Origin of the sequence: Nocardia sp. NPDC050408, assembly GCF_044458905.1 — a bacterium.
Classification (GTDB): domain Bacteria; phylum Actinomycetota; class Actinomycetes; order Mycobacteriales; family Mycobacteriaceae; genus Nocardia.
The window spans coordinates 319472-342320 of sequence record NZ_JBITIL010000006.1 but is presented as its reverse complement, the minus strand read 5'-3'; the positions used below and the strand labels follow the sequence as shown (position 1 = coordinate 342320).

Below are 22849 nucleotides of genomic sequence, written 5' to 3'. Positions count from 1 at the left end.
GCCGTGGTTCACCTCCGACGTAGTGCCCGTAAGCCCGCGGCCATGAACTCCGGTGTCGCCTCGGCCGCAGCGGCCGCGCCGTTCCCGGCGTCGGCACCTTGCCGAGCCCGGTGGGTGATTCCCTCACCGATGACCGCGAGCTTGAAGTTGGCGAGGGCGAGATAGAAGTTCCACTCGCCCAAGTCTCTCCCGGATGCATCGGCGTACCGCTGTGCTAGTGCATCCGCAGGAGGAAACCGCGGGCTCGTCCACGCGGCTTCGGCTCCGAGGACATGATCGAATGCCGGAGACCGGTAAACACACATGAGCGCGACATCGGTGAGTGGATCGCCGATCGTCGAGAGCTCCCAGTCCACCACGGCGCGGACGATATCCGGTCCAGCCAGGTCGAGAATGGTGTTGTCGATCCTGAAGTCGCCGTGCACAATTGCGGCACTCGACGCCTTCGGGACACGCTCTGCGAGGGCCTGAAACAGAGTCATCGCGTCACCGAGTTCGCGCGTCTTCACCCGTTCCCATTGACTTGCCCACCCCATTGACTTGCCCACAACGTCACTTGACGGGTGAGGAATCCGTCGGGTCGACCGAACGATTCGAGTCCGACGGCGCGATAGTCGACAGCGTGGAGTTCGACCAGCGCCGCCACCAGCGCCGAGGTGCTCATCTCCACCTGTGCGTCGGTCAGGCCTGCGAGATCGTACCGATCCCGCACCACTTGGCCCGCAACGAATTCCACGACGGTCATGGGTACGCCGAGCGCGGTGCCCGCCGCATCGAACGCCACGGTTGCGGCGATCGGCACCCGGGTGCCTTGCAAGGCGTGCGCGACGGTGTACTCGCGGGCCATATCGTGTGCGGATGGTGTCAGCCCGCTGACCGGCGGGCGACGGACCACCCACGTCGACTCGTCGTCGCAAACCTTGTAAGTCAGGTTCGAGCGGCCGCCGCTGATCGGTTCGATCACCAGCTCGCCACGTACCTCGACCCCGCTGTCCAGCAAGAACCGGTGCAGCGCTTCGGCATCCATACCCGGCAGCGTCATGCGGAATCCACACGGATCGCGCGTTTGGCCGCACCGACGCTCCGTTTGGCGATAGCCCAGCGATGGACCTCGGAGGGACCGTCGTACACCCGAAACGGTCGCACCTCACGTGCCAGCCGCGCCAGCGGCAGATCCTCGGCCACGCCGAGGCCACCGCACATCTGCGCCGAGCGGTCGACGATTCGGAATATCGCCTCTGCGGCAAAGGTTTTCGCGATCGATGTTGCATTGGACGCGGCACCGCCGCGGTCGAGTTCCCAGCACGCCCGGACGAGCAGCGACCGGGTTGCCGCGATATCTATCTCGTTGTCGGCAACCATTTTCTGAATCATGCCGAGATCACCGAGTTTCGCACCGAATGCCTCGCGCCGCGCCACATGGTGTACGGCGATATCGTGGCCGCGGCGCGCGGCTCCGAGCCATCGCATGACGTGCGTCATCCGGGCCGGTCCGAGCCGAACTTGCGCATACTCGAAGCCTCTATCAACTGCACCGAGCACCGCGGAATCGGGCACCACCAGATCCTCGAAGGTGACCTCACAGTGACCACCGAGCATCGAGCGGTCCGCTGTCGGGATGTGCCGCCCGACGTGCAGCCCTGGTGTATCGGCCGCCGCCAGGAACATCGTTGCGCCGCCACGCTCCCCCGACTGACCCGACGTACGCGCCATGATGATGAAGAACCCGGCGCCGTCGGCCCCGGTGATGAACCATTTGCGTCCGTTGATGCGCCACCCGGCCGCTGTCCGCTCGGCCCGGGTCGTCAGCGCCGATGGATCCGAGCCCGCGCCCGGAGCGGGCTCGGTCATCGCGAACGCCGACCTGATCTCCCCACTCGCCAAGGGCGCAAGGTATTGCGACTTCTGCTCTGGGCTCGCGACATGCGCGAGCAGGTGGACATTTCCTTCGTCGGGCGCCGCGACGTTCAATGCCATGGGACCGAAGAGTGAATACCCGGCCTCCTCGAAGACCGGCGCCCGATCCGACATCGACAATCCCAGCCCGCCGTACTCGACCGGCGCATGCGGGGCGAACAAGCCTGCGAGCTTGGCGGCCGCCTGTAGATCCTTGCGCACGATATCGCCACCGGCGGCGGTGATATCGCCACCATGCCGGTCCTCGATCGGAACGACGACCTCGCGGGTGAACGCTCGGGTCCGTTCGACCAATGCCGCGATCTCAGCCGAGTACGCCAAGTCGATCGCCATATACCTACCTATCGCCTGATCAGTACGACACGAATTGCCTTGTCTACCTGGATATTTCTTTGATGAAGTCCGCGCACCTTTCGGCGATCATCATCGTGGTGGTGTTGGTCGGCACACCGACGATGGTCGGCATCACCGACGCGTCGGCGATGTACAGCGCATCGAGACCGTGCACCTTGCAGTCCTGTCCGACCACCGCCCACGGACTGCCCGCTTCGCCCATAGCCGCGGTGCCCACCGCATGCGCATACGTGTTCTTGGCTTCCAGGACCGCTTGGGTGAGTTGACCGGTCGTCACCGCCGACGGGCCGGGCCACAACTCTTCGCCGACGTATTTCGCGAGCGGTCCGGACTTCATCACCTGCCGCGTGAGTTCGATGCCGCGCACCAGGCGGCGCAGATCGTCGGGGTGATGCAGGAGATTCAGCAGGATGCGCGGGTCGGTGCCGGGATCAGCGGATCTGATCTCGGTCGAACCGATCGAGTACGGCCGAACAAGACCGACCGCGACCAGAACCGAACCGGGCTCGAGGGTGAACGGGATCATGTGCAGGTCGATCTCCGCAGAACCGTCCGGCCCGGCCGCGCTGGTCGTCAGCACGACCTGCAGCGGTGGCAGGAGTTCGCCGATGGCCTCCGCATCGCCGGTATAGGTCATGTACACCAGGGGATGATCGCGGAGATTGCGCCCAACGCCTTCCAGTGGCACTTCAACCGGGATGTCCAACTGCTCGAGCACGTCCGCGGGTCCGATTCCGGATCGCATCAGGATCGACGGCGTACCGATCGATCCCGCGCACAGCACTACCAGGTCCGCGTCGATGCGTTCGCCGTCGGCGAGCACGACCGCACGTGGTCGGCCGTCCACGATCTCGAGCCGGTCGACATCGGCGCCGCCACGCACCGTGAGGTTCTTGCGACCACGGGCGGCCGCGAGATAGGTCACCGCGGTGCTCTGTCTGATTCCGTCCTGCTGGTTCATCGGGACCGGGCCGACACCGAGCTGGCTTTCCCCATTGAGATCGTGGACGACCTGGTAGCCCAGGCTGGCGGCCGATTCGACGAAGGCCGCCATGAACGGCCGCAGACCGTCGCCTTCACTCCATCGTCTTATCGGGACAGGTCCTTCGGTGCCGTGCAGTGGACCGCCGACCGGATCGCGCTCGAGTCGCTTCAGATATGGCAGGACCTCGTCCCAGGACCATTTGTCCAAGCCGAGGCCTACCCACTGTTCGAAATCGCGCGGGGTCGGGCGCAGCGCGTTCGTGGCGTTGACCGAGGACGAGCCACCCATCACTTTGCCGCGCAGCACCGGAAGTACGCCCTGCTCGACAATGGCGAATGTCGGCGCATTGACGGAACCAGGGATGTGGTCCTCCGAGACATAGCCCCAGTCGTGTGAGGTGAACCCGAAGGTGAAGGCATCTTTCACATGCTCATGCAGGTCGTCGAGCGTCGGATAGTCCGGCCCAGCCTCGACGAGCACAACGTCATTGTCTTCGTCCTCGGACAGTCGGGCGGCCATGACACAACCGCCGGAGCCTCCGCCGACCACCACTATGCGTCTTGCCATTTTTAGGTCTCCTCGATGAGCGTGTGGGCATTCGGGTAGCGACAAGTCACTACGCGCCCAAGGTGATGGCCCCTTCGGGGCAGGTCCCGGCCGCGTCGGCCGCAGCCTCGGCCTGATCGTCGGGCACCTCGATCGGCTGATCCCGCATTGCGACAAAACCTTCGTCATCGCAGGTGAGCAAGTCCGGCGCCATCGAATAGCAGCGGCCGTGCCCGGTGCAGCTCGCGCCGTCGATCGTCATTCTCACGACTGCACCGCCCACGCCAGTGGAAGTCGGGTCAGCGTCATCATCGCGCCGCCGCCGCGCTCGGTCAGCTGTTCCTCGCCCGCGATATGGAAGTCCGGGATAACCCGCAGCCACTCCTCGACCGCGATACGCAGCTCGCGCCGCGCGAGATGGGAGCCGAGGCACCGGTGCGGGCCGTTCGCGAAGCCCATGTGCTGATTGCGCTGGCGATCGATGACGAACTCGTCGGCCTGGTCGTACGCCCGCGGATCTCGGTTCGCGCCGGAGACGAGCGCATAGACCATATCGCCCTGCTTCAGCTGAACACCGTGAAACTCGATGTCGCGAGTCACCTTTCGCCCGTCGCCGAAAACGATCGTGTACAAACGCAGCACCTCCTCCACCGCGGACGGGATCAGCTCCGGCTGTTCGATCAGCTGCCTGCGATGCTCGGGGTGCGTAGCGAGGTGGCGGAACAGGTAGCCGAGGGTGCCGCGGGTCGTGTCGAGCCCGGCCAGCACCAGCACCGTGAGCATGTCGAGCATCTCGGCGTCGGTGAGCGGACGATCGTCGAAGGTCGAATGCAGCAGGTGCGTGGCGAGATCGCCTTGACGAGGCACCGGATCGGCCCGTCGCTGCGCGAGGGCGGCCACCCAGTACTCGCGGATACCCTCGAGCGCCTTGCCCATCGGCTCCAAACCGGCGGGGTCGCCGCCGAACCCGCCGAAGAAGTCCTCGACCCACGGCACGAACAGGTCCGCGTCGGAAGGATCGATCCCGATCACGCTCAGGAACGCCTCGGTGGGAAAGCGCAGGGCGAACTCACCGACAAAGTTGGACCTACCCGTGGGGGCCACCTCCTCGACGAGTTTGCGGCACCGATCGCGCATCGTCTGTTCCGCCTCGTCGATCGCGTGCGGCGAGAACCACGCGTTGACGATCTTGCGGTACTTGATGTGGTCGGGCGCGTCGATCTGCGTCGGGACGAAGCGGTAGATCGGATCCGGCTCCCAAGGTGTGATCGACTCGCTCGAGAACACCTCCGGCAATTTGTAGATGTCGCGTACCGCGTCATGCCGGGTGAACACCCAGTAGCCCTGGGCGAAGGTATTGAAGAAGACCGGGCTCGTCTCGCGCAGTTCGTCCGCCAGCTCCCAATGTCGGCCGGCCGCCTGCGGGGATGCGAAGTCGCGATGCATGACTGGGCAGCCGCCCAGGTCTCGATCGGGCGCCTCGGAATGGTTTGTGGTCTGCGTCATGGCGACGTCTCCTCGGTCGGTTTCGACGCCAGCATACTGAACTGATTTCAATTTGACTAGCATACTGAAATGCCTGGATAGAGCCCTGTAGACGCGATCTTGTTGTCAACCCAGTCTCATCGAAGCATCAGCCGACAATGCCTAGAGGCTATTAATTGACGGCTCTCTAGTGGCCAATTGGGCAGCACGGCGACACAGACGGATAGTTCCATGATGAACCCCGCCAACGGCGCGATCCTGCTCGCACGAGAAGTGTTCCGCGCGTTGCGATCCGACTATTGAGCGACGGCGGCTTGACATCCATAGACGTCCTTGGCGAACTCGTTCAACGCCGCCTACTCCAGCTCCACCTCCGCGATCGGCGTCGGTGGTCTCGACGCCCTGATCCGAAGCGGCGCGCTGGCCACGTACGGCGCCATACCCGGTCGCGTCCTCGGCAGCGAGGTCGCGGGGACCGTGACCGAGGTCGGCGAGGGCGTCGACACCGCATGGGTCGGCCGACGCGTGTGGGCGCTCACCGGTGAGAGCGGCGGCTATGCCGAACAGGCCGTCGCATCGGCCGAGACGCTCGTCCCTCTCCCGGCGGACCTGTCGGCCATCGACGCAGTGACGCTCGGCGGCTCGGCAACGGTGGCCCACTTCGGCCTGCGCCATGCCCACTTCGCTCGCGGTGAGTCGGTGCTGGTGCGCGGTGCGGCCGGTGGTATCGGGGTCATGGCGGTCCAGCTCGCGGCTCGTGGCGGCGCCGGCGCGGTGGCGGTCACGACCTCGTCGGCCGAGCGTGGCGCTCGCCTGCGCAAGCTGGGCGCAACCCACGTGCTCGACCGCGCCGGCCGGGGTGCACAGGACGCTCCCGCGGGCTACGACCTCATCCTCGACATCGTCGCCGGTGCGGATCTGCCTTCATTCTTCGCCAGGCTCGCGCCGAACGGTCGCATGGTGGCCGTCGGCGCGATGGCAGGCATGCCACCGGCGGACTTCGGCGCTGCGATGGTCGCGGCGTTCCGGAAGTCGATGTCATTCGCGACCTTCAGTGCCGACACCGTGCCCGCACCCGAGCGATGGGCCGCGACCACCGAACTGTTCGCTGCCGCAGCTCGTGGCGAGCTGGAAGCAGTTGTGCACGAGGCGCTTTCCCTGGATCAGGCTGTTGTGGCCCACCAGAAAATGGAAGCTGGCGAGGTGTTCGGCAGAATCGTGCTCATACCATCGGCGCGATAGACGACACCGCCAGCCCACGGTCTGTATGCAAATCGTCGAGGTCGAGAACCCGTTCGGCTTCGGTGACCGCGAGCCGCGGACAGGCCACGGCATCGGCACCGCGGGCGGTCTGGGTCAGATCGGCTCGAACCGTTCCACCTTCGGCGATGGCCACGGACCACGCTGCGGATACCCGTCGCCGAGCCGAGCCAGCCGCCGCCGATAGGTGCGTTCGGGAATGCCGGCCAGCCGAGCGAACCTCGAAACCGGCAGTCCCTCTGCCGCTCTCAGGGCTACGAGGTCAGCGAAGGAACCTGATCCACCAAGGTGGCGCCGTGCTGCCACACCCGCAATTGCACCGTCGCTTCCGCCAGTGCCAGCTTCAGTTGCTCGTTCTCCATCCGCAATCGCCGCTGCTCCGGCGTCCCCTGCGCCCGGGCCGGGCCGCTGGGCAACTCGTCCAGCGCCTTGATGCCGACCTCCAGGAACGCCTGCTCCCACTTGCCCACCGATGCCGTGCTCACCCCACGCCGAGCAGCCTCCGCGGCGCTCATCTCACCGGCCAGCACCGACAACACCACCCGCACCGTGTCCTCGACCGGAATCTTCAACCGCTGTGACCGCGCCACAGACCGGCGCCTTCCTGGCTCGATGTGCCCGGAGGGTGAACCGAGCAACCCTGCCAGAAAGTTTGACGCGCGAGAGGGTCGTCTATGCGAACATATGTTCGTGTCCGAGTCTGCCCGCCTGAATTCGCCGCGTCCCCGAAGGCCGCGGATCGAGGCGCGGGCCGAGGCGTCGATTTTGCATGCGGATCTCGACTCGTTCTATGCCTCGGTGGAACAGCGCGATAATCCGCGGCTGCGGGGGCGCCCGGTGATCGTCGGTGGTGGGGTTGTGCTGGCAGCCAGTTATGAGGCGAAGGCGTTCGGGGTGCGCACACCGATGAATGGTGGTGCGGCGCTGCGGCTTTGCCCGCATGCGATGGTGGTGCCGCCGCGCATGTCGGCCTATGCCGAGGCGAGTAGGGCCGTCTTCGAGATCTTCCACAACACGACCCCGGTGGTCGAGGGCATTTCGATCGATGAGGCGTTTCTCGATGTGGGTGGGCTGCGGCGGATCGCAGGCGAACCCGTCGAGATCGGACGACGGTTGCGAGATGCGGTGCGCGAGCAGGTCGGGTTGCCGATTTCGGTCGGTATCGCGCGCACGAAATTCCTGGCCAAGGTGGCAAGCGCGGTCGCCAAACCTGACGGCTTGCGCCTGGTGCCGCCGGAACTCGAACTCGCTTTCCTGCACCCGCTGCCGGTCGAACGACTGTGGGGCGTCGGTGAGGTCACCTCCCGCACCCTGCACGAACACGGCATCACCCGCATCGGACAACTCGCCGACCTCGGCGAAGCACCGTTGCGTGCCATCCTCGGACCCGCCGCTGCCCGGCACCTGTACGCACTGTCGTGGGCACGCGATCCGCGTCGCGTCGAAACCGAGGTCCGCCGCCGCTCCATCGGCGCGCAACGCGCACTCGGTCGTCGGCACCGACCGCCCGACGAGATCGAGGCCTACCTGCACGGCCTCACCGACCGACTCGGCCGTCGGCTACGCGCTGCCAGCCGGGTGACCCGAACCGTGGTGCTGCGCATGCGTTTCGACGATTTCACCCGCGCCACCCGCTCGCACACCCTGAACGAGGCGACCGATCACACCGAAACCATCCTCTACGCCGCACGCACCTTGCTCAGCACCGCGATGCCCATGATCCAGGAGCGGGGGCTCACCCTGATCGGCCTGGCATTGACCAATCTCGAGAATGCCGACGCCGTCCAGCTCACGCTGCCGTTGGAACCCCGCGCCACCAACACCCTCGATGCCACCCTCGACGACCTGCGCCGCCGCTTCGGCTCATCGGCCGTCACCCGCGCCGCCCTGATCGGCCGCGGCGAAGGCGTCTCGGTCCCACTGCTGCCGGACTGATCGCTCGAATGCGGCGTGTACCCTCCATGCAGGCCGGTTCGGCGGGGGGTGACCATCGAGCTTTCGGAAACCACGGATGAGCAGGCCATTGCTATTGCCGTGCGCCCGAGGAGATTTCGATGCCATACGCAGTATTCGGTCTGATCACGTTGGCCCTGTGGGTCTACTGCCTGGTCGACATCGTCACCTGCCCCGACGCGGGCATCCGGAACCTGCCGAAGCTCGCGTGGCTCATCGTCGTCATCCTGGTGCCGACCGTGGGCGCGCTGCTGTGGCTGTTCGCGGGCCGCCCCCTGCACGAAGGTGCCCCGCGTTCCACCACCCGCTACGCCGAATACGACCGCCCCGGCCGCTACGTCCCGCAGAACCCGGACGATGACGAAGCCTTCCTGCGCGGTCTGCGCGAACGCGCCGAATCGCAGCGCCGCGAGGCCCGCCGCCAAGAGGAACAACGTCAACGCGACATGGATCGCCGCCGCGAACAGGGCGAGTTGTAAGTCTCAGCGCTTCCGCGCGATGTGGTCAAGGGTGGCTCGTATATCTGTTCGCGGCCGTGATCCCGCGACCGCTTTTCGGTTACTTGTGTTAATGAATCGACTTCGAGAGAAAACGAGGCATAACGGAATATCGGACAGTGCATGTTTTCGAGTAAACCGTATGCTGACCGGGAAACTCTTCGGTAGCTAGAATCCTCCGACGCCGAGGTTCGGGTCGAAGGCCCCTTGTTGATGGACGCGAATGCGCGGACGATGGTCGCATAGCACGAAATGTCCGAGGCGCTCGTTCTCGCGCTACTTGTCCCGCGCCTTTTCTGGCGCAGAAGTCCACACGAGAAGAGACGATCAGATGGTTACCAGAATTGCCGGTTCCGTCGGCGCAACCGCAATCGTACTGGCCCTCGGCGTCATCGGGGCATCCACCGCATCCGCCAGTGAGACTTCCGCATCGCCGGTCGACGGCTCGATCGGGCTGTGCTTCACCATTCCTATGCCAGGATCAGCGAACTTGGTCTGGTGCCTCTGAATTACTGGCGACCCGTTCGCTCCTATTTTCGCCAGAATCCGAAGCGACCACCGCAATCGCGGTGGTCGCTTCGAGTGTCTGTCGACCTGCGACGGTCGGTGAACCACCCCCGCAGAGCGCCGATCAACGAGAACGCTTGGGGCGCTTATCCATCAGCCGCAGAATCAGCGGGGTGAAGATGAGTTGCATGGCCAGTTCCATTTTGCCGCCCGGTACCACGATGCAGTTGGGGCGGGACATGAACGAGTCGTGCAGCATGGATAGCAGATAGGGGAAGTCGATGACCTTGGGGTCGGCGAAGCGGATGACGACGAAACTTTCGTCGGCGGTGGGAATGGTTCGGGCGATGAAGGGATTCGAGGTATCGACAGTGGGGACGCGTTGAAAGTTGACGTAGGTGTGGGAGAACTGGGGGCAGATGTATTTCACATAATCGGGCATGCGGCGCAGGATCGTATCGATCACGGCCTCACTGGAATAGCCGCGTTCGGTCTTATCCCGGATCACCTTCTGGGTCCATTCGAGGTTGACGATCGGCACCACGCCGACCAGCAGATCCGCGTATTGCGCGACATTCACCGAATCGGTGACGGCGGCGCCGTGTAATCCCTCGTAAAACAGCAGATCGCTGCCCGGTGTCAGATCCTCCCACGGTGTGAAGGTGCCTGCGGGTTGACCATAGGGTTTGGCCTCCAACTCGTCGTGCAGATATTTGCGCACCGAACCGACGCCGGTCTCACCGTAATCCCGGAACAGCGTCTCGAGCTCTTTCAGCAGATTCGCCTCCTCGCCGAAATGCGAGAAGGTGCGATTGTGGCTCTGCTCCGCCTCGGCCATCGCGAGCTTCATCTCGTTACGGTCGTAGCGATGGAAGGAATCCCCCTCTACGACCACCGCATTGATGCCTTCGCGGCGGAATATCTCCTGAAAGGTCCGCGTGACACTGGTCGTGCCCGCACCGGAGGATCCGGTAATGGCGACGACGGGATGTTTGACCGACATGACACCTCCTCGATTGCCGCACAACAGAACTCAGCGCCCGGCCGGACGGAACAACGATCGCGACCCGAACAGTGAACTGTCGAAGCTGGGCCCTTCCTCGGGCTCGCTGTGATAGCGCTCGATCCGCGCGACCTCATTGCGCGAACCGAAGATCAGCGGTACTTGCTGATGCACCTGTCCCGGCACTACCTCCAGCACCCGATCACCGCCCGTCGTCGCCCAGCCGCCAGCCTGTTCGACGATGTAGGCGATCGGATTCGCGCCGTACAGCAACGACACTCGCCCCGACCGCCGAGTGTCGTATGGATACAGGTAGACCCCGCCGCGGGTCAGGATGTGGAAGGTATCCGCGACCAACGACGCGACCCAGCGCATATTGAAATCCCGCCCCCGCGGCCCGTCCACACCGTCGAGACATTCGTGGACATACCGCCGCACCGGCCGTTCCCAGAACCGCTCATTGGCGGCATTGATCGCGAATCCGGAAGTATCTTCTGGGATTCGCATCCGCGGATGGGTCAACACGAATGCCCCGATCTCCCGGTCCAGGGTGAATCCGTCGACGCCACTACCGGTGGTGAGCACCAGCATCGTCGCCGGTCCGTACAGCGTGAATCCAGCGCAGACCTGCCGCACGCCCGGCTGCAGGAAGTCAGCGGTACGCGGCGCAGTGTCATCCGCTGCCCGCAGCACACTGAAAATCGTTCCGACCGGCAGGTTTACATCGATATTCGAGGATCCGTCCAATGGATCGAAGGCCAGCAGATATTTGCCGCGCCGGTGTACATCGGGCACCGGATGGATATCGGTCATCTGTTCCGATAACAGCGCCGACAGATGCCCCGTCCATTGGGTCTCGGCCACCATGATGTCATTGGCGATGGCGTCGAGTTTGCGGTGCACAGTCGGCGGCAGGTTATCGGGTTCGGAGGCGCCCAGTGAGCCGACAATGGCGCCTCTGGTCACCTGGTTGGCGATGATTTTCGTCGCGGTCGCGACGACATTCACCAGAGCGGAGAATTCGCCGGACGATCCGGGATGCCGGTGCTCCTCCTCGATCGTGTATCGGGTGAGGGTCTTCAATCCTTCTGGCATGAGTTCTCGATCTCGTCACGCGGGGGCCCTTGCGGTCGGCCCATCCGGCTGCTGTCCTGCTGTGTCCGATTGGCGGTGCTCCCGGGGCCCTGCGTGGTCACGCAAGCCGCCGCCTCCGGGCCCGTCGCTCATGCCGCGGAATACACTGCTGCCGTACACATCTCGGTCGAGCAGTGTGATCAGGTCGGTCTTGGTGAGCGGTCGCCGCAGCTCGACCAGCCGTTTGGCCTGCCGTAACCGGCAGCGGTCCAGGGCATTGCGGACGCTGCGCGCATTGGAGAATCGGGGTCGGGACATCCGCAGTGTGAGATACTCACCGAAGGCGGCGTATCCGGGATCGTCGAAGCGGAAATTGTCCCGTGCCACCATGAGTTCGGCGATGCGCACCAACTCGTCGTGGGTGTAGTCGCTGAATTCCAGATGATGAGCTACCCGCGAGGACAATCCCGGATTGGCGGAGAAGAATTTCTCCATCCGGTCCGGATAGCCCGCGAAGATCACCACCAGGCTGGTGCGCTCGCTCTCCATCTCCTGCAGCAGGATTTCGATGACTTCCTGTCCGTAATCGCGTTCGTTCTCCGGCCGGAACAAGTAGTAGGCCTCATCGATGAACAGCACTCCCCCGGCTGCCTTGGCCAGCGCCTCCTTGGTTTTGGGTGCGGTGTGACCGATGAACTGGCCGACCAGATCGTCACGAGTTACCGTGTGCACCTTCGGTTTACGGACATAGCCGAGCGCGTGCAACATCTCGGCCATCCGCAAGGCGACGGTCGTCTTGCCGGTGCCGGGGCCGCCGGTGAAGCTCATATGCATGGTCGGCCGGGATGCCTGCAGGCCGAAGCGCTGCCTGGCCCGATCGATCAGGAGCAGCGCCGCGATCTCGCGCACCCGCCGCTTCACATTCGCCAGACCGACGAGTTCGGCGTCGAGCCTGGTCAATACGTCCGCGACGTCATTGCCGGCGATATCGGCGGACAGATCCAGCACCGCGTCCTCGGCCAGCAATTCTTCCGGCGGTGCGTCCGCGGGCACCGCCCGCACCGGCCTGCCGTCGTCCGCACCGGGCCGGTGCAATCGGAAACCACTTGCCGCGCTCGATCTTTCAGCCGCCATATCGGCTACCGGGCCGTTCGTCGGTGGCATACGAGTGCAGACCGTAGGTCTGGCGCCGGTCCGGTCCCTCCGTGCGGGTCAGCACGAATCCGGGCTCGCCGACGGGACGCTGCACCAGGAAGCTCAGTGCGGTGGTCTGCCTGCCGTAGCGGGCATCGTAGGCGAGGACCCGAATGTAGTGTCGCGGAAAGGTATTGCGGCATGCGTCGATCTCGGCGAGCACGCCGTCGGGCTCGTCGAGATCGAACAGCGGCAGCCCCCACATCTCCCAGTAGGCGTTGCGAGGGTGCGGATCATCGGTGTATTCGATGGACACCGGCCAGTTGTTGAGCAAGGCGTAACGCACTTGGGCCGCGATTTCGACGTCGGTGAGTTCGGGCAGATACGAGAAGGTTCCGTGGCGCAGATACATGTGCGGGGTCCTGTCGTTCAGCGGCTGGCCGTCGGCACGGCATCCGGCGCGTCGGTGGAGGTGTAGTCGAAGGTGACATCGCCCCAGGTCGAGAGCGCGACATCGAGCGGGCGGCACATCTCGGCGGCCTTGCGCAGTACATCCGGACCTTCTTTGAGCAGATCGCGACCCTCGTTGCGGGCCTTGACGACCACCTCCAGAGCCACCCGATTCGCCTCCGCCCCCGCGGCGATGCCGAGCGGATGGCCAATGGTGCCGCCGCCGAACTGCAAGACCACGTCATCGCCGAAAAGATCGAGCAACTGGTGCATCTGGCCCGCATGAATGCCGCCGGAGGCCACCGGCATGACACCGCCGAGGCTGGCCCAATGCTGGTCGAAGAAGATGCCGTTGCCCGGATTGGTGGGAATATGGTTCTCCCGCAACGTGTCGTAGAAGCCCCTGGTGGTCGCCGGATCGCCCTCGAGTTTGCCGACGACGGTGCCCGCGTGCAGATGATCGACGCCGATCAGCCGACACCACTTGGCCAGTACCCGGAAGCTCACGCCGTGGGTCTTCTGCCGCGTGTAGGTGGAGTGCCCGGCCCGATGCAGGTGCAGCAGAACGCCATTGCGCCGCGCCCAATGCGACATCGACTGCATGGCAGTGAATCCCACCGTCAGATCCATCATGATCACGACGCTGCCCAACTGCTTGGCGAACTCGGCGCGCTCGTACATCTCCTCCATGGTCGCCGCTGTGACATTGAGGTAATGCCCCTTGATCTCACCGGTTTCGGCCACAGCGCGGTTGACACCTTCCATGGCGAACAGATACCGGTCGCGCCAACGCATGAACGGCTGGGAGTTGATGTTCTCGTCGTCTTTGGTGAAATCCAGGCCACCCTTGCATGCCTCGTAGATCACCCGACCGTAATTCCGCGCGGACAGACCGAGTTTCGGCTTCACCGTCGCACCGAGCAGCGGCCGACCGTATTTGTTCAGGTACTCGCGCTCCATGACGGTGCCGTGCGGCGGGCCCTGGAAGGTTTTGACGTAGGCCACCGGAATCCGCATATCCTCCAGGCGCAGTGCCAGTAGCGGTTTGAAGCCGAAGACATTGCCGATGATCGAGGAGGTGAGGTTGGTGATCGAACCCTCTTCGAAGAGATCGAGATCGTAGGAGATATAGGCGAAGTACTCGCCGGGGCGGCCGGGAACCTCATCGATGTGGTAGCACTTGGCCTGGTAGCGGTCGTGTGCGGTGAGACGGTCGGTCCATACGACAGTCCATGTGGCGGTGGATGATTCCCCCGCGACGGCGGCCGCGGCCTCGATCGGATCCACGCCCTTCTGCGGGGTTACACGGAAGACGGCGAGTACATCGGTATCTTTGGGGACATAGTCCGGGGCGTAGTAGCCCATCGAAGCGTAGGAGTGGACACCCGGATCCCAGCGATTGGGTTCGGTTTCGTCGGTCATCATTGCTCCGCTCGTTTTGCGGTCATCCGCGCTCGGGACGTGTTGCGCGAGGCACCCGCGCCCGGATATCGAGCAGGACACCTCGGTTCGGGTGTTGTGCGGGATGCTGCGCCTGAGACGTGGGGTGAACGCCTACTGAGTTCAAGGATGACGGCGTTGTCGACGACAAACAATTTGATTGTTCCTCGGAATACTCAACGGATTCATTGAGTTTGATACCGTCGAATTGTGGGTATGGTGAGTGCGGCAAGGATGGAAACATTCCTGGCCGTGGCTCGGCAGGGCAGCATTCGCCGCGCCGCCACCCAGCTGCACATCACCGAGGCCGCCGTGTCAGCGGCCGTCGCGCACATCGAAAAGCAGCTCGGGGCAAAGCTCATCGCGAAGGCCGGGCGCGGTATCGCGCTCACCGAGGCCGGACGCATCTACTCCGAATACTGCCGCACCATCCTCGGCCTCATGAAAGAGGCCAATGCCGCGGTGCGCCGGGCCGAGACCGGCAAGCTGCGGATCGGTGTAGTCGCAACGGCGGGTGAGTATGTGCTGCTCGGGCCGCTGGCGTCATTCCGGAATCGCTATCCGGATATCGAACTGAGCCTGTCGGTGCACCCACGCGATGTGCTGTTCCTCGAATTGCACCACCACGAAACCGATCTCGTCATCGCGGGCCGCCCGCCACGTGACACCGGGCTGGTCATCCGCGCCCGACGGGACAGTCAGCTTGTCGTCGTCGGCGCGCCCGGCTGCCCCGATCCACTGCACAGCACCTGGCTGCTGCGCGGTCGCGGTTCCGGCACCCGCGACGCCACCCTCAGCCTCATCGATCGCCTGGAGATCTCCCCGCCCACCCTCACCCTCGGCAGCCACGGCGCTGTCCTGGCCGCCGCTCGTGAAGGCTTGGGCGTGACCCTCATTCACAGCGACGCATTGGCCCAAGACCTGGAGACCGGTCTGCTGCAAGTACTTCCGGTCGACGGCACCCCCATGGACCGGCCATGGCATGCCGTAACGACACGCACCCCCACCCCGACTGCCCGCCTCTTTCTCGCCCATATCCTCGACCCAGCCGAAGTGGGCGCGCACGCCTTCCACCCCGGCTAGAGTGCCGCGTCCAGATGGCTTGTGCCGTTCGAACCTTGGTTCCGAGGTTCCGTCGAACGCAGTCGAATGGTGGTCGCCCACGCCGCATCGACCGCCATATGCCTGCGCTCGGCGAGCCGCCGGCGCGGGCGGCGCGGCAAGCTATCTGGACGCGCTACCAACCCCCCGGGCGGTGGAGTCCGGGGGCACGGCACCCGGACTCCACCCGACTGGCGATCGAAATGATCGCGCAGGTTCTCGGCGGTGAATTCGCCATTGAGATGATTGTGAACCGAATACCGGCTCAGCAGCATGTTTCGCTGTTACGAGCCGGTGAATATCATGTTCCGCGCGGTCCGATTTCCCGGCCGAAATTCTATCGGATGGCCAGCGGGGACCCTGGCTCGGTGGAGGGGCGCCGCTGTGCCAGACTGGCGCGCATGGCTGGTGGGGAAACGTTGATTTCGAATGTGTCCGATACCGCGCGTTGGGTGGCCGCCTATCGCGCGCTGGAGACCGCCCGCGAGGATGCGCTGTTCCGCGATCCGCTCGCCGAAGGCCTGGCCGGTGAGCGCGGATACGCCATGGTGGCGGCCGCGTCGCGGATGATGCGCAACGGCTGGCCGGTGGTCACCCGAACCAAACTCATCGACGACCTGATCGCGACCGCCGTCGCCGAGGGCTGCGACCGCGTGCTCAATCTCGCCGCCGGGCTCGACACCCGCCCCTACCGCCTGGACCTGTCCGCCGATTTCGTCTGGGTGGAGGCCGATCTGCCCGCGCTCACCGCGGAAAAGGAAGCGGCCCTCGCGGATGAGCAGCCGCACTGTGCGCTGATCCGCCGTGGTGTCGACCTGGCCGATCCGGTCGCGCTGGCGACGTTCCTGGACTGGGCACTCGGTCCGCTCGGCCCCGAAAATTTGCCCGCCACAAAAGCTTTGGTGCTGACCGAAGGTCTGCTGATGTATCTGGAGGAGGAGACGGTCCGCACCATCGCCGCCGCGCTGTCGCGGCCGGAGATCCGCTGGTGGGTCATGGACGTCACCGTGGGAATGCACCGCATGCGCTCGAATTCGATGTTCGAGAACGCACCTCTCGATTTCGAACCCGGCAACGGCATCGCCTACTTCGAAGATCTCGGCTGGCTCCCCCGCGAAATCGAACATCTCCTCGTGCACGCCCGCAAACTCCACCGTGCACCCTGGTACCTGCGCCCGTTCACCTATCTCCCCCAGCCCAACCCGCGTAAACCGGGCCGCAACCCCTGGTCCGGCATCGTCCGCTTCGAACGCGACTAGAGTTTCCGTCACGATCAGTCCGAGACGGACTCGTCGGCGGGAGTTGTCTGGTCGGTTTCCGACCGTGCCGCGTCCCGACGGAACCGCGATCGTGAAAAGTCCTCCCCGCTGACTGCGCGGGCGTTCTGGCGAGCCACCGCGAACCTAGCGGCAGGCGCGTCCGGCACAGGTCGTCAATTCAGTGAGACGATGGTCGAGTTCGGTGATGGTGGCGGCGTGCTCGGCTCGGCCGGTCGGAGTTTTGATCAGGTTGGTCAGTTGGTACGGATCTGCGGCGAGGTCATATAGCTCGTATTCGCGGTCAGCGAGCGGGCGTTCACGGTCGTACCAGCGCACATACAGATACCGCTCGGTGCGCACCGCGACCCAGGACGGCATGTCGAAGGCATACATCGCCGGTGTCTCGGTGCCCGGGATCTGTTCCTGGACAATGCCGTTGCGGCCGTCCACGCCCGGGCCGCCGTATTCGGCGGCGAAGTCGGTGCGCCAGCCGCTGGTGTCACCGTGCAGCACCGGTGCGAGCGAACGACCGTCCATCCGGTCGGGGATGGCGAGAGCAGCCCAATCGAGGATGGTGGGTGCGAGGTCGATCGACAGACCCATCGCATCGGTGGCGCCGTGGCTGATACCGGGACCGGCGACAGCGAGGGGTACTCGCATGGATTCCTCGTAGGGCGCCATCTTCTGCGTGAGCCGGTGCGCGCCGAGGCTGTAGCCGTTGTCAGAGGTGAAGATCAGATAGGTGTTGTCGAGCTGGCCGGTGCGCTCGAGGGTATCGACGATCGCGGCGACCATCTCGTCCAACGATTTCAGTGCGCCGAGCCGGTTGGTGTAGTCGATGTCGTTGGTCGCCGCGATCGTCGCCGCGCGGACGTCCGCGGTGTCGATAAGCCAACTGGGTTTGTCGGAAACATCGGGCTCCTGGAAGTTCGCCGACTGTGGTGCCGCGGTCGGCGTGGTCTCGGCCAGATGCCGTGGCGCGGGCGGGATCGGGAAGTGCGGCGCTGTGGAGGCGGCATACCAGAAGAACGGCTGCCCGGTGGCGGCGGCGTCGGTGATGAACCGAACGGATTTTTCGCCGATGACGTCGGTTTCGTAATCCTTCGGCACGACACCGTATTTCACGTGAGTGCCGTTCTCGTTGAGAGTGTAGTTGTAACCGGCGTAGAGAAAGTTGTCGATGCCCGCGTTCCAGTCATCCCAGCCGGGCGGAATGTGGTCGGGGTCGTGTTCGAGGCCGTTGAGATATTTACCGGCCATCCCGGTGCGATAACCGGCGTCATGCAGATATGTCGCGATGGTATGGGATTCGTTGCCGTTGGCGCGGAAGGCTTCGAAGCCGCCGACTTCACCACCGTTGGTGAGAACGCCGGTGTTGTGCCCGTATGCTCCGGTCAAAATCGACGACCGGGCAGCGCAGCAGATCGGCATCGGCGCGAAACCGTTGGTGAAATCGACACCGCGGTCACGAATCAGCGTGGCGGTGCGCGGCATCGCCTGCCAAACCGGCGTTGTCATCGCATCGAGGTCATCGGCGAGGATCATCACGATGTTGGGGCGACGAGCATCGCCGTGAACGGGGGTCGCCGCCGCTACCGACAAGCACGTCGCGACCGACAGCACCGACACGGCAGCCATGGTCAACCAACGCAACGAACCACGCGAATCCATCGAGAACTCCCTACCTGGAATATCGAACTCGGACACACCACATATCGACGCGACGCGCGGTATCGACAGTATTTCGACGCACGTGGCAGCGTTCGGCGACGCGCCTCACCATTTCACGAATTCAGAACTGGCTGTGTTGGGAGTCGAAGCTGAGGATGCGGCCGCCGAGCAGGATCTGGGCACCGGCTGCCAAGGTGGTCAGCTGATTCGGCATGGCGCGCAGCCACTCATGGTGGCCGGGCATGCGGATGTAGGTGCCGTTGGCCGAGCCCTGGTCGATCACGGCGACATCCCATTCGACCAGCCGAACCTCCACATGTGCCCGCGACATCGCGCCGGAGCTGTCCGGCAACCGGATCGGTCGCGCGCCACGTCGCACCGCCTCGGCGTGTTCGGGTTCTCGCCCGAGGACGATGTCGTTATCGAGTACGAACGATGTCCCGTCATCGAGCATCAGCAACCCCAGCGGCGGTCGCACCCCCTCGGTCAACACACAGGTCAGCTGATCCATCCGAATCCCACACACCGCGCAGAACGACACGCGGGGATCGTTCAAATGCTGCCGCGAGCACATGAACCCCCGAACAACCGCCCTACCGCTCCCGGCGACCCCATTCGGCGACGCCTCCGGTACCCCGATCTCGGACTGCGCACCCTTCTGCAGCCCGACTCGCCGCCGCTCCCCGACGCTCGATACCGCATTCCTCGGCGGCAGGTTTCCCATGCCCATCGCGGACGCGCGCTCCCACGGTGCCGCCTTTCCCGCCGAGCCACCCCCGATCGGCGGCCGCACCGCACCGCCTTCCGGCTGTGGCTCGACCTCGCCTCCCGATCTCATCGCCACCGGACCGATCACTTCGACAACTTGCCTCGGAAACTCGCGCCGGTCCGCTTCCACGACCTGCGGCACCGCTTCCAAGCCTTCCGCCGATGCCACGGCCTGAAGCACTCCATCTCGCACCGACTCGACCTCAGGAGACCTCCGCACCGCCGGTGCACGACCCGACACAGGCACCCCGAACCACATCACCGCACCGGCACCGGGCACCGTTCCATCACCGAGTCCGGCGATGCCGCGGCCCGGTAGCGTCGACTCGGTCATTCCGTCCTCGTCCACGAACAGCCCGATCCCGATCTCTGGTGCCGGGATCACCACGCGGTCGACCGTGAAGCCGGCGTCCCTGCCGCGCAATATTTCGGTGCGATCCGAGCTCTCCAGCACCGCGGTCACCCCGCCGTGCAGGAATAACGCAACGCCGGTCGCGCTCGGGGTGATCACGCCGAATTCCACGTGGTCCTCGTCGTCCAGGCTCATCAACCAGGTGGTGGCGAGCCGTGCAAACATGCGTCCGCTGCGCGGTATCTCCGAGGCACCGGCCTCGCGCACCAGCTCGAGCAATGCCGTCATCGTCTGCGCCGTGCGCGATTCGGCATCGGCCGCAATTTCCGAACGGTGCGCGACGACCAGCACAACGCCACCACTGTTCGCGATCAGGTGCGCAGCTCCTGGCAGCACCTCGAGCTGCGGACTCACCGAAATCGCCCACCCTGGAACCGCCACCGATGGAACACCACCCGCATCGGCCCGTTCACGATGAGCCAGAACACGATCCACGTCACGATGAACTGGATGAGGAATGCCGTCAGCGACGGGTGCAACGCACGCGGCAGCACAATGGTTGTGTGGTGCACGAGGACCCACATCAGCGCCGCCTCGTTGGTCACCGTCCAGAAGCCGAACAGCGTGGGCCAGTCCTTCTCCCACCGGAATTGCTGCAGAAAATGGTAAAGCAATTCCCACAGTACGCCGACGAGCACGGTCGCCAGCAACACCGACAGCGTCACCCGATAGGCATTGCCCAGTGACAGCGATCCGGTCGGCAGAACCGGTGTAATGATCACCGCGACCAGCAATCCGATAATGCCGAGCGCGAGTATGCGGGTCTGGATCCGCCCGTTCAAGGTAAGCAGCATCGATCAGATCTTCTTGTTGGTCGCCCACAACCACCATTGCCGAGTCGACCGCAGCGGTCCCATCCGCTCGCAGAAACCCAGTGCCGCAAGGTCGTCCGCGATCTCCTGCGCCGCGATCTGCAACCCGAGGAAGGTATCCACTCCCGGAAACGGTCCACCCAGCGTCGCACTACCTGATGCGTAGATGCGTCCGCTGCCACTTCGGGTACCGATCAACTCGAAGGTGGTCGCCACATCCATGCGCCCCACTGGGTTACGCCCGGCCCCGGCGTGATCCAGCAGATCCGCCAACAACCGATGTTCGCGCACATCGGCCTCCAAACCGGTGCAGTCGATTATGTAATCGGCCGAAATGTCGAACGGCCGGGTCGGCGGCGGAAACGGCAGTGCGGCCGTGGGATCCGGCACGATCGTGGTGATCACCCCGCCCTGCCCTCGCCCGGGCCGCAGCTCGCGCGCACTGCCCGCCATCACCTGATACCACCCCTCCTTACGTCCGCGCCGCAGTTGCTCCTGCCAATTCGAGCGCACCGGGGTGTTCGTCCCGCCCATCTCGTGGTAGGCCTGCGCGCGCTGCTCTCCTTGCAGCGTGCGCATTTTCGCTTTGAGCTGCCCGCCCCATACCGACTTCGGATAGTTGAATCCCTGATAGGACCACCCGTCGCCGCCCTTGCGTCGACTGAAAATACTCGGTCCGTGCGCGGCCGCCACGTAGTGCCGAAAAAGATGCAGGATCTCGGTATTCAGCCGCAGTTTGTCCCGGTCATCGATAAGCCGCTGCAACACCCGACTGGCCACGATCCCGCTACCGCGGATCATCACCTTCCCCGGCCTGCGCTGCAATGCCTGATACACGTGCTCATGCGGTTCATACGCATTCACTACCCGCGTCGGATCCCGGTACTTCTCCCGATACTCCTGCAGATCCGGCAACAACTTCAGCCCCGGATAACCCACGCCCACATGTACATACGCACTGCGAAACGCGATCCGCTTGGTCGGCGCCGCACCCGCCGGCGGGGTGAGGACGCTGAAATACCCGCCGTCATAGCGCTTGCGCACCATGCGCACATGCCCTTTGTGCAACGAACCCGCGTATCCGATCCGACGGAACTCTCGTTCCATCGCGACGAACGCCTGCCCCGCCCGCGGCGTGTAGTAATTACTGAGGATCGGCTCGGTGCACACATTCCACAGCGGCCGGATCGTTTTCTCCGCGAACGCCTCGCGCACCGCAAATGACGGAAAACCCCAGATATTGTCCGGCGTCGAGGCCGAGTCGCTGCGCAATCGCTCGCCGCGCGGAATCTGCGATACCCGCGTCAGATACTCATACGACGACCACGGCACCTCCTGCGGCCCGAGTACTGCCATCGCTGCCGCCGGAACACCGTAGATCCGCAAGGTGTCATAGGTGACGAAGGATCCGATCCCGCTGCCGATGGTCACGAACGGCACATCCACCACCGGGATGCCCGCCCGGCCCACCATCTCGTCGGTCCACACGTCGGTTTCGACGAGTTCGCGCGTGATATCTCCCCGCATTTTCGGGATGCTACCGGCCGAAACTGAGCTCACCCACCCCGTTGGCTGCCATACCCAGGCAACCGCTTTCGATTACCTTGCCCGCGCGCGCATTCCACGCCGCCACCCGACGACAGTGCGACGCGTCCCGAGCAATCTGTGCCAACCTGCCACGCCGCACCCCCACCCCGACGTACCATCCCTGCGTGGCCGATGCGATTCGTTCCACCCCACTGCGGGTCTTGGTTTACAGCAACGACGCCGACACCCGGCGCCAAGTAATGCTGGCACTGGGCAGACACCCGCATCCCGAGCTGCCCGCCTTCGAATACCTCGAGGTGGCGACCGCACCCGTGGTCATCGAGCAGATGGATGCGGGCGGTATCGACCTGGCCATCCTGGACGGGGAATCCGCCCCGGTGGGCGGGCTCGGCATCGCCAAGCAACTCAAGGACGAGATCGCCCAGTGCCCACCGGTTCTGGTGCTCACCGGCCGGCCCGACGATGCCTGGCTCGCGAACTGGTCGCGCGCCGAGGCCGCCGTATCCCATCCGATCGATCCGATCCGGCTCACCGAGGCCGTCGTCGCGGTATTGCACAACCGCTCGGCAGCCTGAACCGATCGCCGCACCCGTGCCCGCGTCCTGGGGACGCGGGCATTTTGACGTCACGTGACGGCGCTATCACTTAGCGGATCCGACGGGGCGGATTACCC

Annotated in this window: 20 protein-coding genes and 1 pseudogene; 6 read left to right on the top strand and 15 right to left on the bottom strand. The window is 64.7% G+C overall.

All coding sequences use genetic code 11. The features are described 5' to 3' along the window. Positions 1-8: 8 nt before the first annotated feature. The 5 genes and pseudogenes from ACIBJI_RS20900 to ACIBJI_RS20880 all read right to left on the bottom strand — a co-directional run bounded on the left by ACIBJI_RS20900 (position 9) and on the right by ACIBJI_RS20880 (position 5308). Positions 9-1042 (bottom strand): annotated as a pseudogene (locus ACIBJI_RS20900) (phosphotransferase family protein). Continuing rightward, positions 1039-2250 carry an acyl-CoA dehydrogenase family protein gene (locus ACIBJI_RS20895; RefSeq protein ID WP_397085332.1) on the bottom strand — a complete coding sequence of 404 codons (1212 nt, stop codon included), beginning with the start codon at positions 2248-2250 and terminating at the stop codon, positions 1039-1041. The pseudogene ACIBJI_RS20900 and the gene ACIBJI_RS20895 overlap by 4 nt, the downstream one beginning before the upstream one ends. A 43-nt stretch (positions 2251-2293) precedes the next feature. Further along, positions 2294-3823, bottom strand: coding sequence for a GMC family oxidoreductase N-terminal domain-containing protein (locus tag ACIBJI_RS20890; RefSeq protein ID WP_364356539.1), 1530 nt, complete (start codon positions 3821-3823; stop codon positions 2294-2296). Between the two features lie 49 nt (positions 3824-3872). Then, on the bottom strand, positions 3873-4064 hold the full coding sequence (locus ACIBJI_RS20885; protein WP_397085328.1) for a ferredoxin: 192 nt from the start codon (positions 4062-4064) through the stop codon (positions 3873-3875). Positions 4065-4066: 2 nt separating this feature from the next. Then, positions 4067-5308, bottom strand: coding sequence for a cytochrome P450 (locus tag ACIBJI_RS20880; protein WP_364356533.1), 1242 nt, complete (start codon positions 5306-5308; stop codon positions 4067-4069). 312 nt (positions 5309-5620) lie between these two features. Between ACIBJI_RS20880 and ACIBJI_RS20875 the strand changes: the two genes are divergently transcribed. Then, positions 5621-6529, top strand: a complete 909-nt coding sequence (locus tag ACIBJI_RS20875; protein WP_364356530.1) for a zinc-binding dehydrogenase — start codon at positions 5621-5623, stop codon at positions 6527-6529. A 272-nt stretch (positions 6530-6801) separates the two neighbouring features. On the opposite strand, the gene ACIBJI_RS20870 is transcribed toward ACIBJI_RS20875, so the two are convergent. Next, the gene (locus ACIBJI_RS20870; RefSeq protein WP_364356527.1) at positions 6802-7137 is read right to left on the bottom strand and encodes a helix-turn-helix domain-containing protein; all 336 of its coding nucleotides are present in this window, start codon (positions 7135-7137) and stop codon (positions 6802-6804) included. A gap of 94 nt (positions 7138-7231) precedes the next feature. On the opposite strand from ACIBJI_RS20870, the gene dinB reads away from it, so the two are divergent. Next, positions 7232-8482, top strand: coding sequence for a DNA polymerase IV (dinB, locus tag ACIBJI_RS20865; protein WP_396956720.1), 1251 nt, complete (start codon positions 7232-7234; stop codon positions 8480-8482). A 119-nt stretch (positions 8483-8601) separates the two neighbouring features. Continuing rightward, positions 8602-8979, top strand: a complete 378-nt coding sequence (locus ACIBJI_RS20860) for a PLD nuclease N-terminal domain-containing protein (protein WP_364356521.1) — start codon at positions 8602-8604, stop codon at positions 8977-8979. 649 nt (positions 8980-9628) lie between these two features. Here the strand turns inward: ACIBJI_RS20860 and ACIBJI_RS20855 are convergent. Genes ACIBJI_RS20855 through ACIBJI_RS20835 form a run of 5 tightly spaced genes read right to left on the bottom strand, consistent with a single transcriptional unit; the run spans position 9629 to position 14587 of the window. Further along, positions 9629-10507: a phosphoribulokinase gene (locus ACIBJI_RS20855; protein WP_364356518.1), complete on the bottom strand. Its 879-nt coding sequence runs from the start codon at positions 10505-10507 to the stop codon at positions 9629-9631. 30 nt (positions 10508-10537) lie between these two features. Then, complete coding sequence (locus ACIBJI_RS20850) at positions 10538-11602, bottom strand: class 1 fructose-bisphosphatase (RefSeq protein WP_364356515.1); 1065 nt, start codon at positions 11600-11602, stop codon at positions 10538-10540. Positions 11603-11617: 15 nt separating this feature from the next. Beyond that, complete coding sequence (locus ACIBJI_RS20845) at positions 11618-12715, bottom strand: AAA family ATPase (RefSeq protein ID WP_364356512.1); 1098 nt, start codon at positions 12713-12715, stop codon at positions 11618-11620. Beyond that, positions 12705-13127: a ribulose bisphosphate carboxylase small subunit gene (locus ACIBJI_RS20840; protein WP_364356509.1), complete on the bottom strand. Its 423-nt coding sequence runs from the start codon at positions 13125-13127 to the stop codon at positions 12705-12707. Before ACIBJI_RS20840 ends, ACIBJI_RS20845 begins: the two co-directional genes overlap by 11 nt. Positions 13128-13144: 17 nt before the next feature. Next, entirely contained in the window at positions 13145-14587 is a 1443-nt protein-coding gene (locus ACIBJI_RS20835; RefSeq protein WP_364356506.1) for a form I ribulose bisphosphate carboxylase large subunit, read from the bottom strand. 234 nt (positions 14588-14821) lie between these two features. On the opposite strand from ACIBJI_RS20835, the gene ACIBJI_RS20830 reads away from it, so the two are divergent. Together ACIBJI_RS20830 and ACIBJI_RS20825 are read left to right on the top strand one after the other, a co-directional pair. Next, positions 14822-15688 (top strand): LysR family transcriptional regulator, encoded by an 867-nt coding sequence (locus ACIBJI_RS20830; protein WP_397085485.1) that lies wholly within the window; start codon positions 14822-14824, stop codon positions 15686-15688. Between the two features lie 419 nt (positions 15689-16107). After that, positions 16108-16965, top strand: a complete 858-nt coding sequence (locus ACIBJI_RS20825) for a class I SAM-dependent methyltransferase (protein WP_397085322.1) — start codon at positions 16108-16110, stop codon at positions 16963-16965. Positions 16966-17109: 144 nt separating this feature from the next. Here ACIBJI_RS20825 and ACIBJI_RS20820 read toward each other — a convergent pair whose 3' ends face one another. The 4 genes from ACIBJI_RS20820 to ACIBJI_RS20805 form a co-directional block, all read right to left on the bottom strand. Next, complete coding sequence (locus ACIBJI_RS20820) at positions 17110-18636, bottom strand: sulfatase (protein ID WP_364356500.1); 1527 nt, start codon at positions 18634-18636, stop codon at positions 17110-17112. Positions 18637-18757: 121 nt separating this feature from the next. Further along, a complete protein-coding gene (locus ACIBJI_RS20815; RefSeq protein ID WP_397085319.1) occupies positions 18758-20170 on the bottom strand; it encodes a hypothetical protein in 1413 nt (470 codons plus the stop codon). Further along, on the bottom strand, positions 20167-20610 hold the full coding sequence (locus ACIBJI_RS20810) for a hypothetical protein (protein ID WP_364356495.1): 444 nt from the start codon (positions 20608-20610) through the stop codon (positions 20167-20169). The genes ACIBJI_RS20815 and ACIBJI_RS20810 overlap by 4 nt, the downstream gene beginning before the upstream one ends. Before the next feature lie 3 nt (positions 20611-20613). Further along, a complete protein-coding gene (locus tag ACIBJI_RS20805) occupies positions 20614-22155 on the bottom strand; it encodes a hypothetical protein (protein ID WP_397085317.1) in 1542 nt (513 codons plus the stop codon). A 260-nt stretch (positions 22156-22415) separates the two neighbouring features. Between ACIBJI_RS20805 and ACIBJI_RS20800 the strand changes: the two genes are divergently transcribed. Further along, positions 22416-22751, top strand: coding sequence for a hypothetical protein (locus ACIBJI_RS20800; RefSeq protein WP_364356665.1), 336 nt, complete (start codon positions 22416-22418; stop codon positions 22749-22751). The last annotated feature ends 98 nt before the right edge of the window (positions 22752-22849 follow it).

Coding starts and splice junctions, on each gene's coding strand:
- ACIBJI_RS20800 (WP_364356665.1), top strand. CDS start 22,416: ATGCTGGCACTGGGCAGACACCCGCATCCCGAGCTGCCCGCCTTCGAA.
- ACIBJI_RS20845 (WP_364356512.1), bottom strand. CDS start 12,715: ATGGCGGCTGAAAGATCGAGCGCGGCAAGTGGTTTCCGATTGCACCGG.
- dinB (WP_396956720.1), top strand. CDS start 7,232: ATGTTCGTGTCCGAGTCTGCCCGCCTGAATTCGCCGCGTCCCCGAAGG.
- ACIBJI_RS20895 (WP_397085332.1), bottom strand. CDS start 2,250: ATGGCGATCGACTTGGCGTACTCGGCTGAGATCGCGGCATTGGTCGAA.
- ACIBJI_RS20835 (WP_364356506.1), bottom strand. CDS start 14,587: ATGACCGACGAAACCGAACCCAATCGCTGGGATCCGGGTGTCCACTCC.
- ACIBJI_RS20860 (WP_364356521.1), top strand. CDS start 8,602: ATGCCATACGCAGTATTCGGTCTGATCACGTTGGCCCTGTGGGTCTAC.
- ACIBJI_RS20830 (WP_397085485.1), top strand. CDS start 14,822: ATGGTGAGTGCGGCAAGGATGGAAACATTCCTGGCCGTGGCTCGGCAG.
- ACIBJI_RS20885 (WP_397085328.1), bottom strand. CDS start 4,064: ATGACGATCGACGGCGCGAGCTGCACCGGGCACGGCCGCTGCTATTCG.
- ACIBJI_RS20820 (WP_364356500.1), bottom strand. CDS start 18,636: ATGGATTCGCGTGGTTCGTTGCGTTGGTTGACCATGGCTGCCGTGTCG.
- ACIBJI_RS20810 (WP_364356495.1), bottom strand. CDS start 20,610: ATGCTGCTTACCTTGAACGGGCGGATCCAGACCCGCATACTCGCGCTC.
- ACIBJI_RS20880 (WP_364356533.1), bottom strand. CDS start 5,308: ATGACGCAGACCACAAACCATTCCGAGGCGCCCGATCGAGACCTGGGC.
- ACIBJI_RS20890 (WP_364356539.1), bottom strand. CDS start 3,823: ATGGCAAGACGCATAGTGGTGGTCGGCGGAGGCTCCGGCGGTTGTGTC.
- ACIBJI_RS20805 (WP_397085317.1), bottom strand. CDS start 22,155: ATGCGGGGAGATATCACGCGCGAACTCGTCGAAACCGACGTGTGGACC.
- ACIBJI_RS20850 (WP_364356515.1), bottom strand. CDS start 11,602: ATGCCAGAAGGATTGAAGACCCTCACCCGATACACGATCGAGGAGGAG.
- ACIBJI_RS20855 (WP_364356518.1), bottom strand. CDS start 10,507: ATGTCGGTCAAACATCCCGTCGTCGCCATTACCGGATCCTCCGGTGCG.
- ACIBJI_RS20840 (WP_364356509.1), bottom strand. CDS start 13,127: ATGTATCTGCGCCACGGAACCTTCTCGTATCTGCCCGAACTCACCGAC.
- ACIBJI_RS20825 (WP_397085322.1), top strand. CDS start 16,108: ATGGCTGGTGGGGAAACGTTGATTTCGAATGTGTCCGATACCGCGCGT.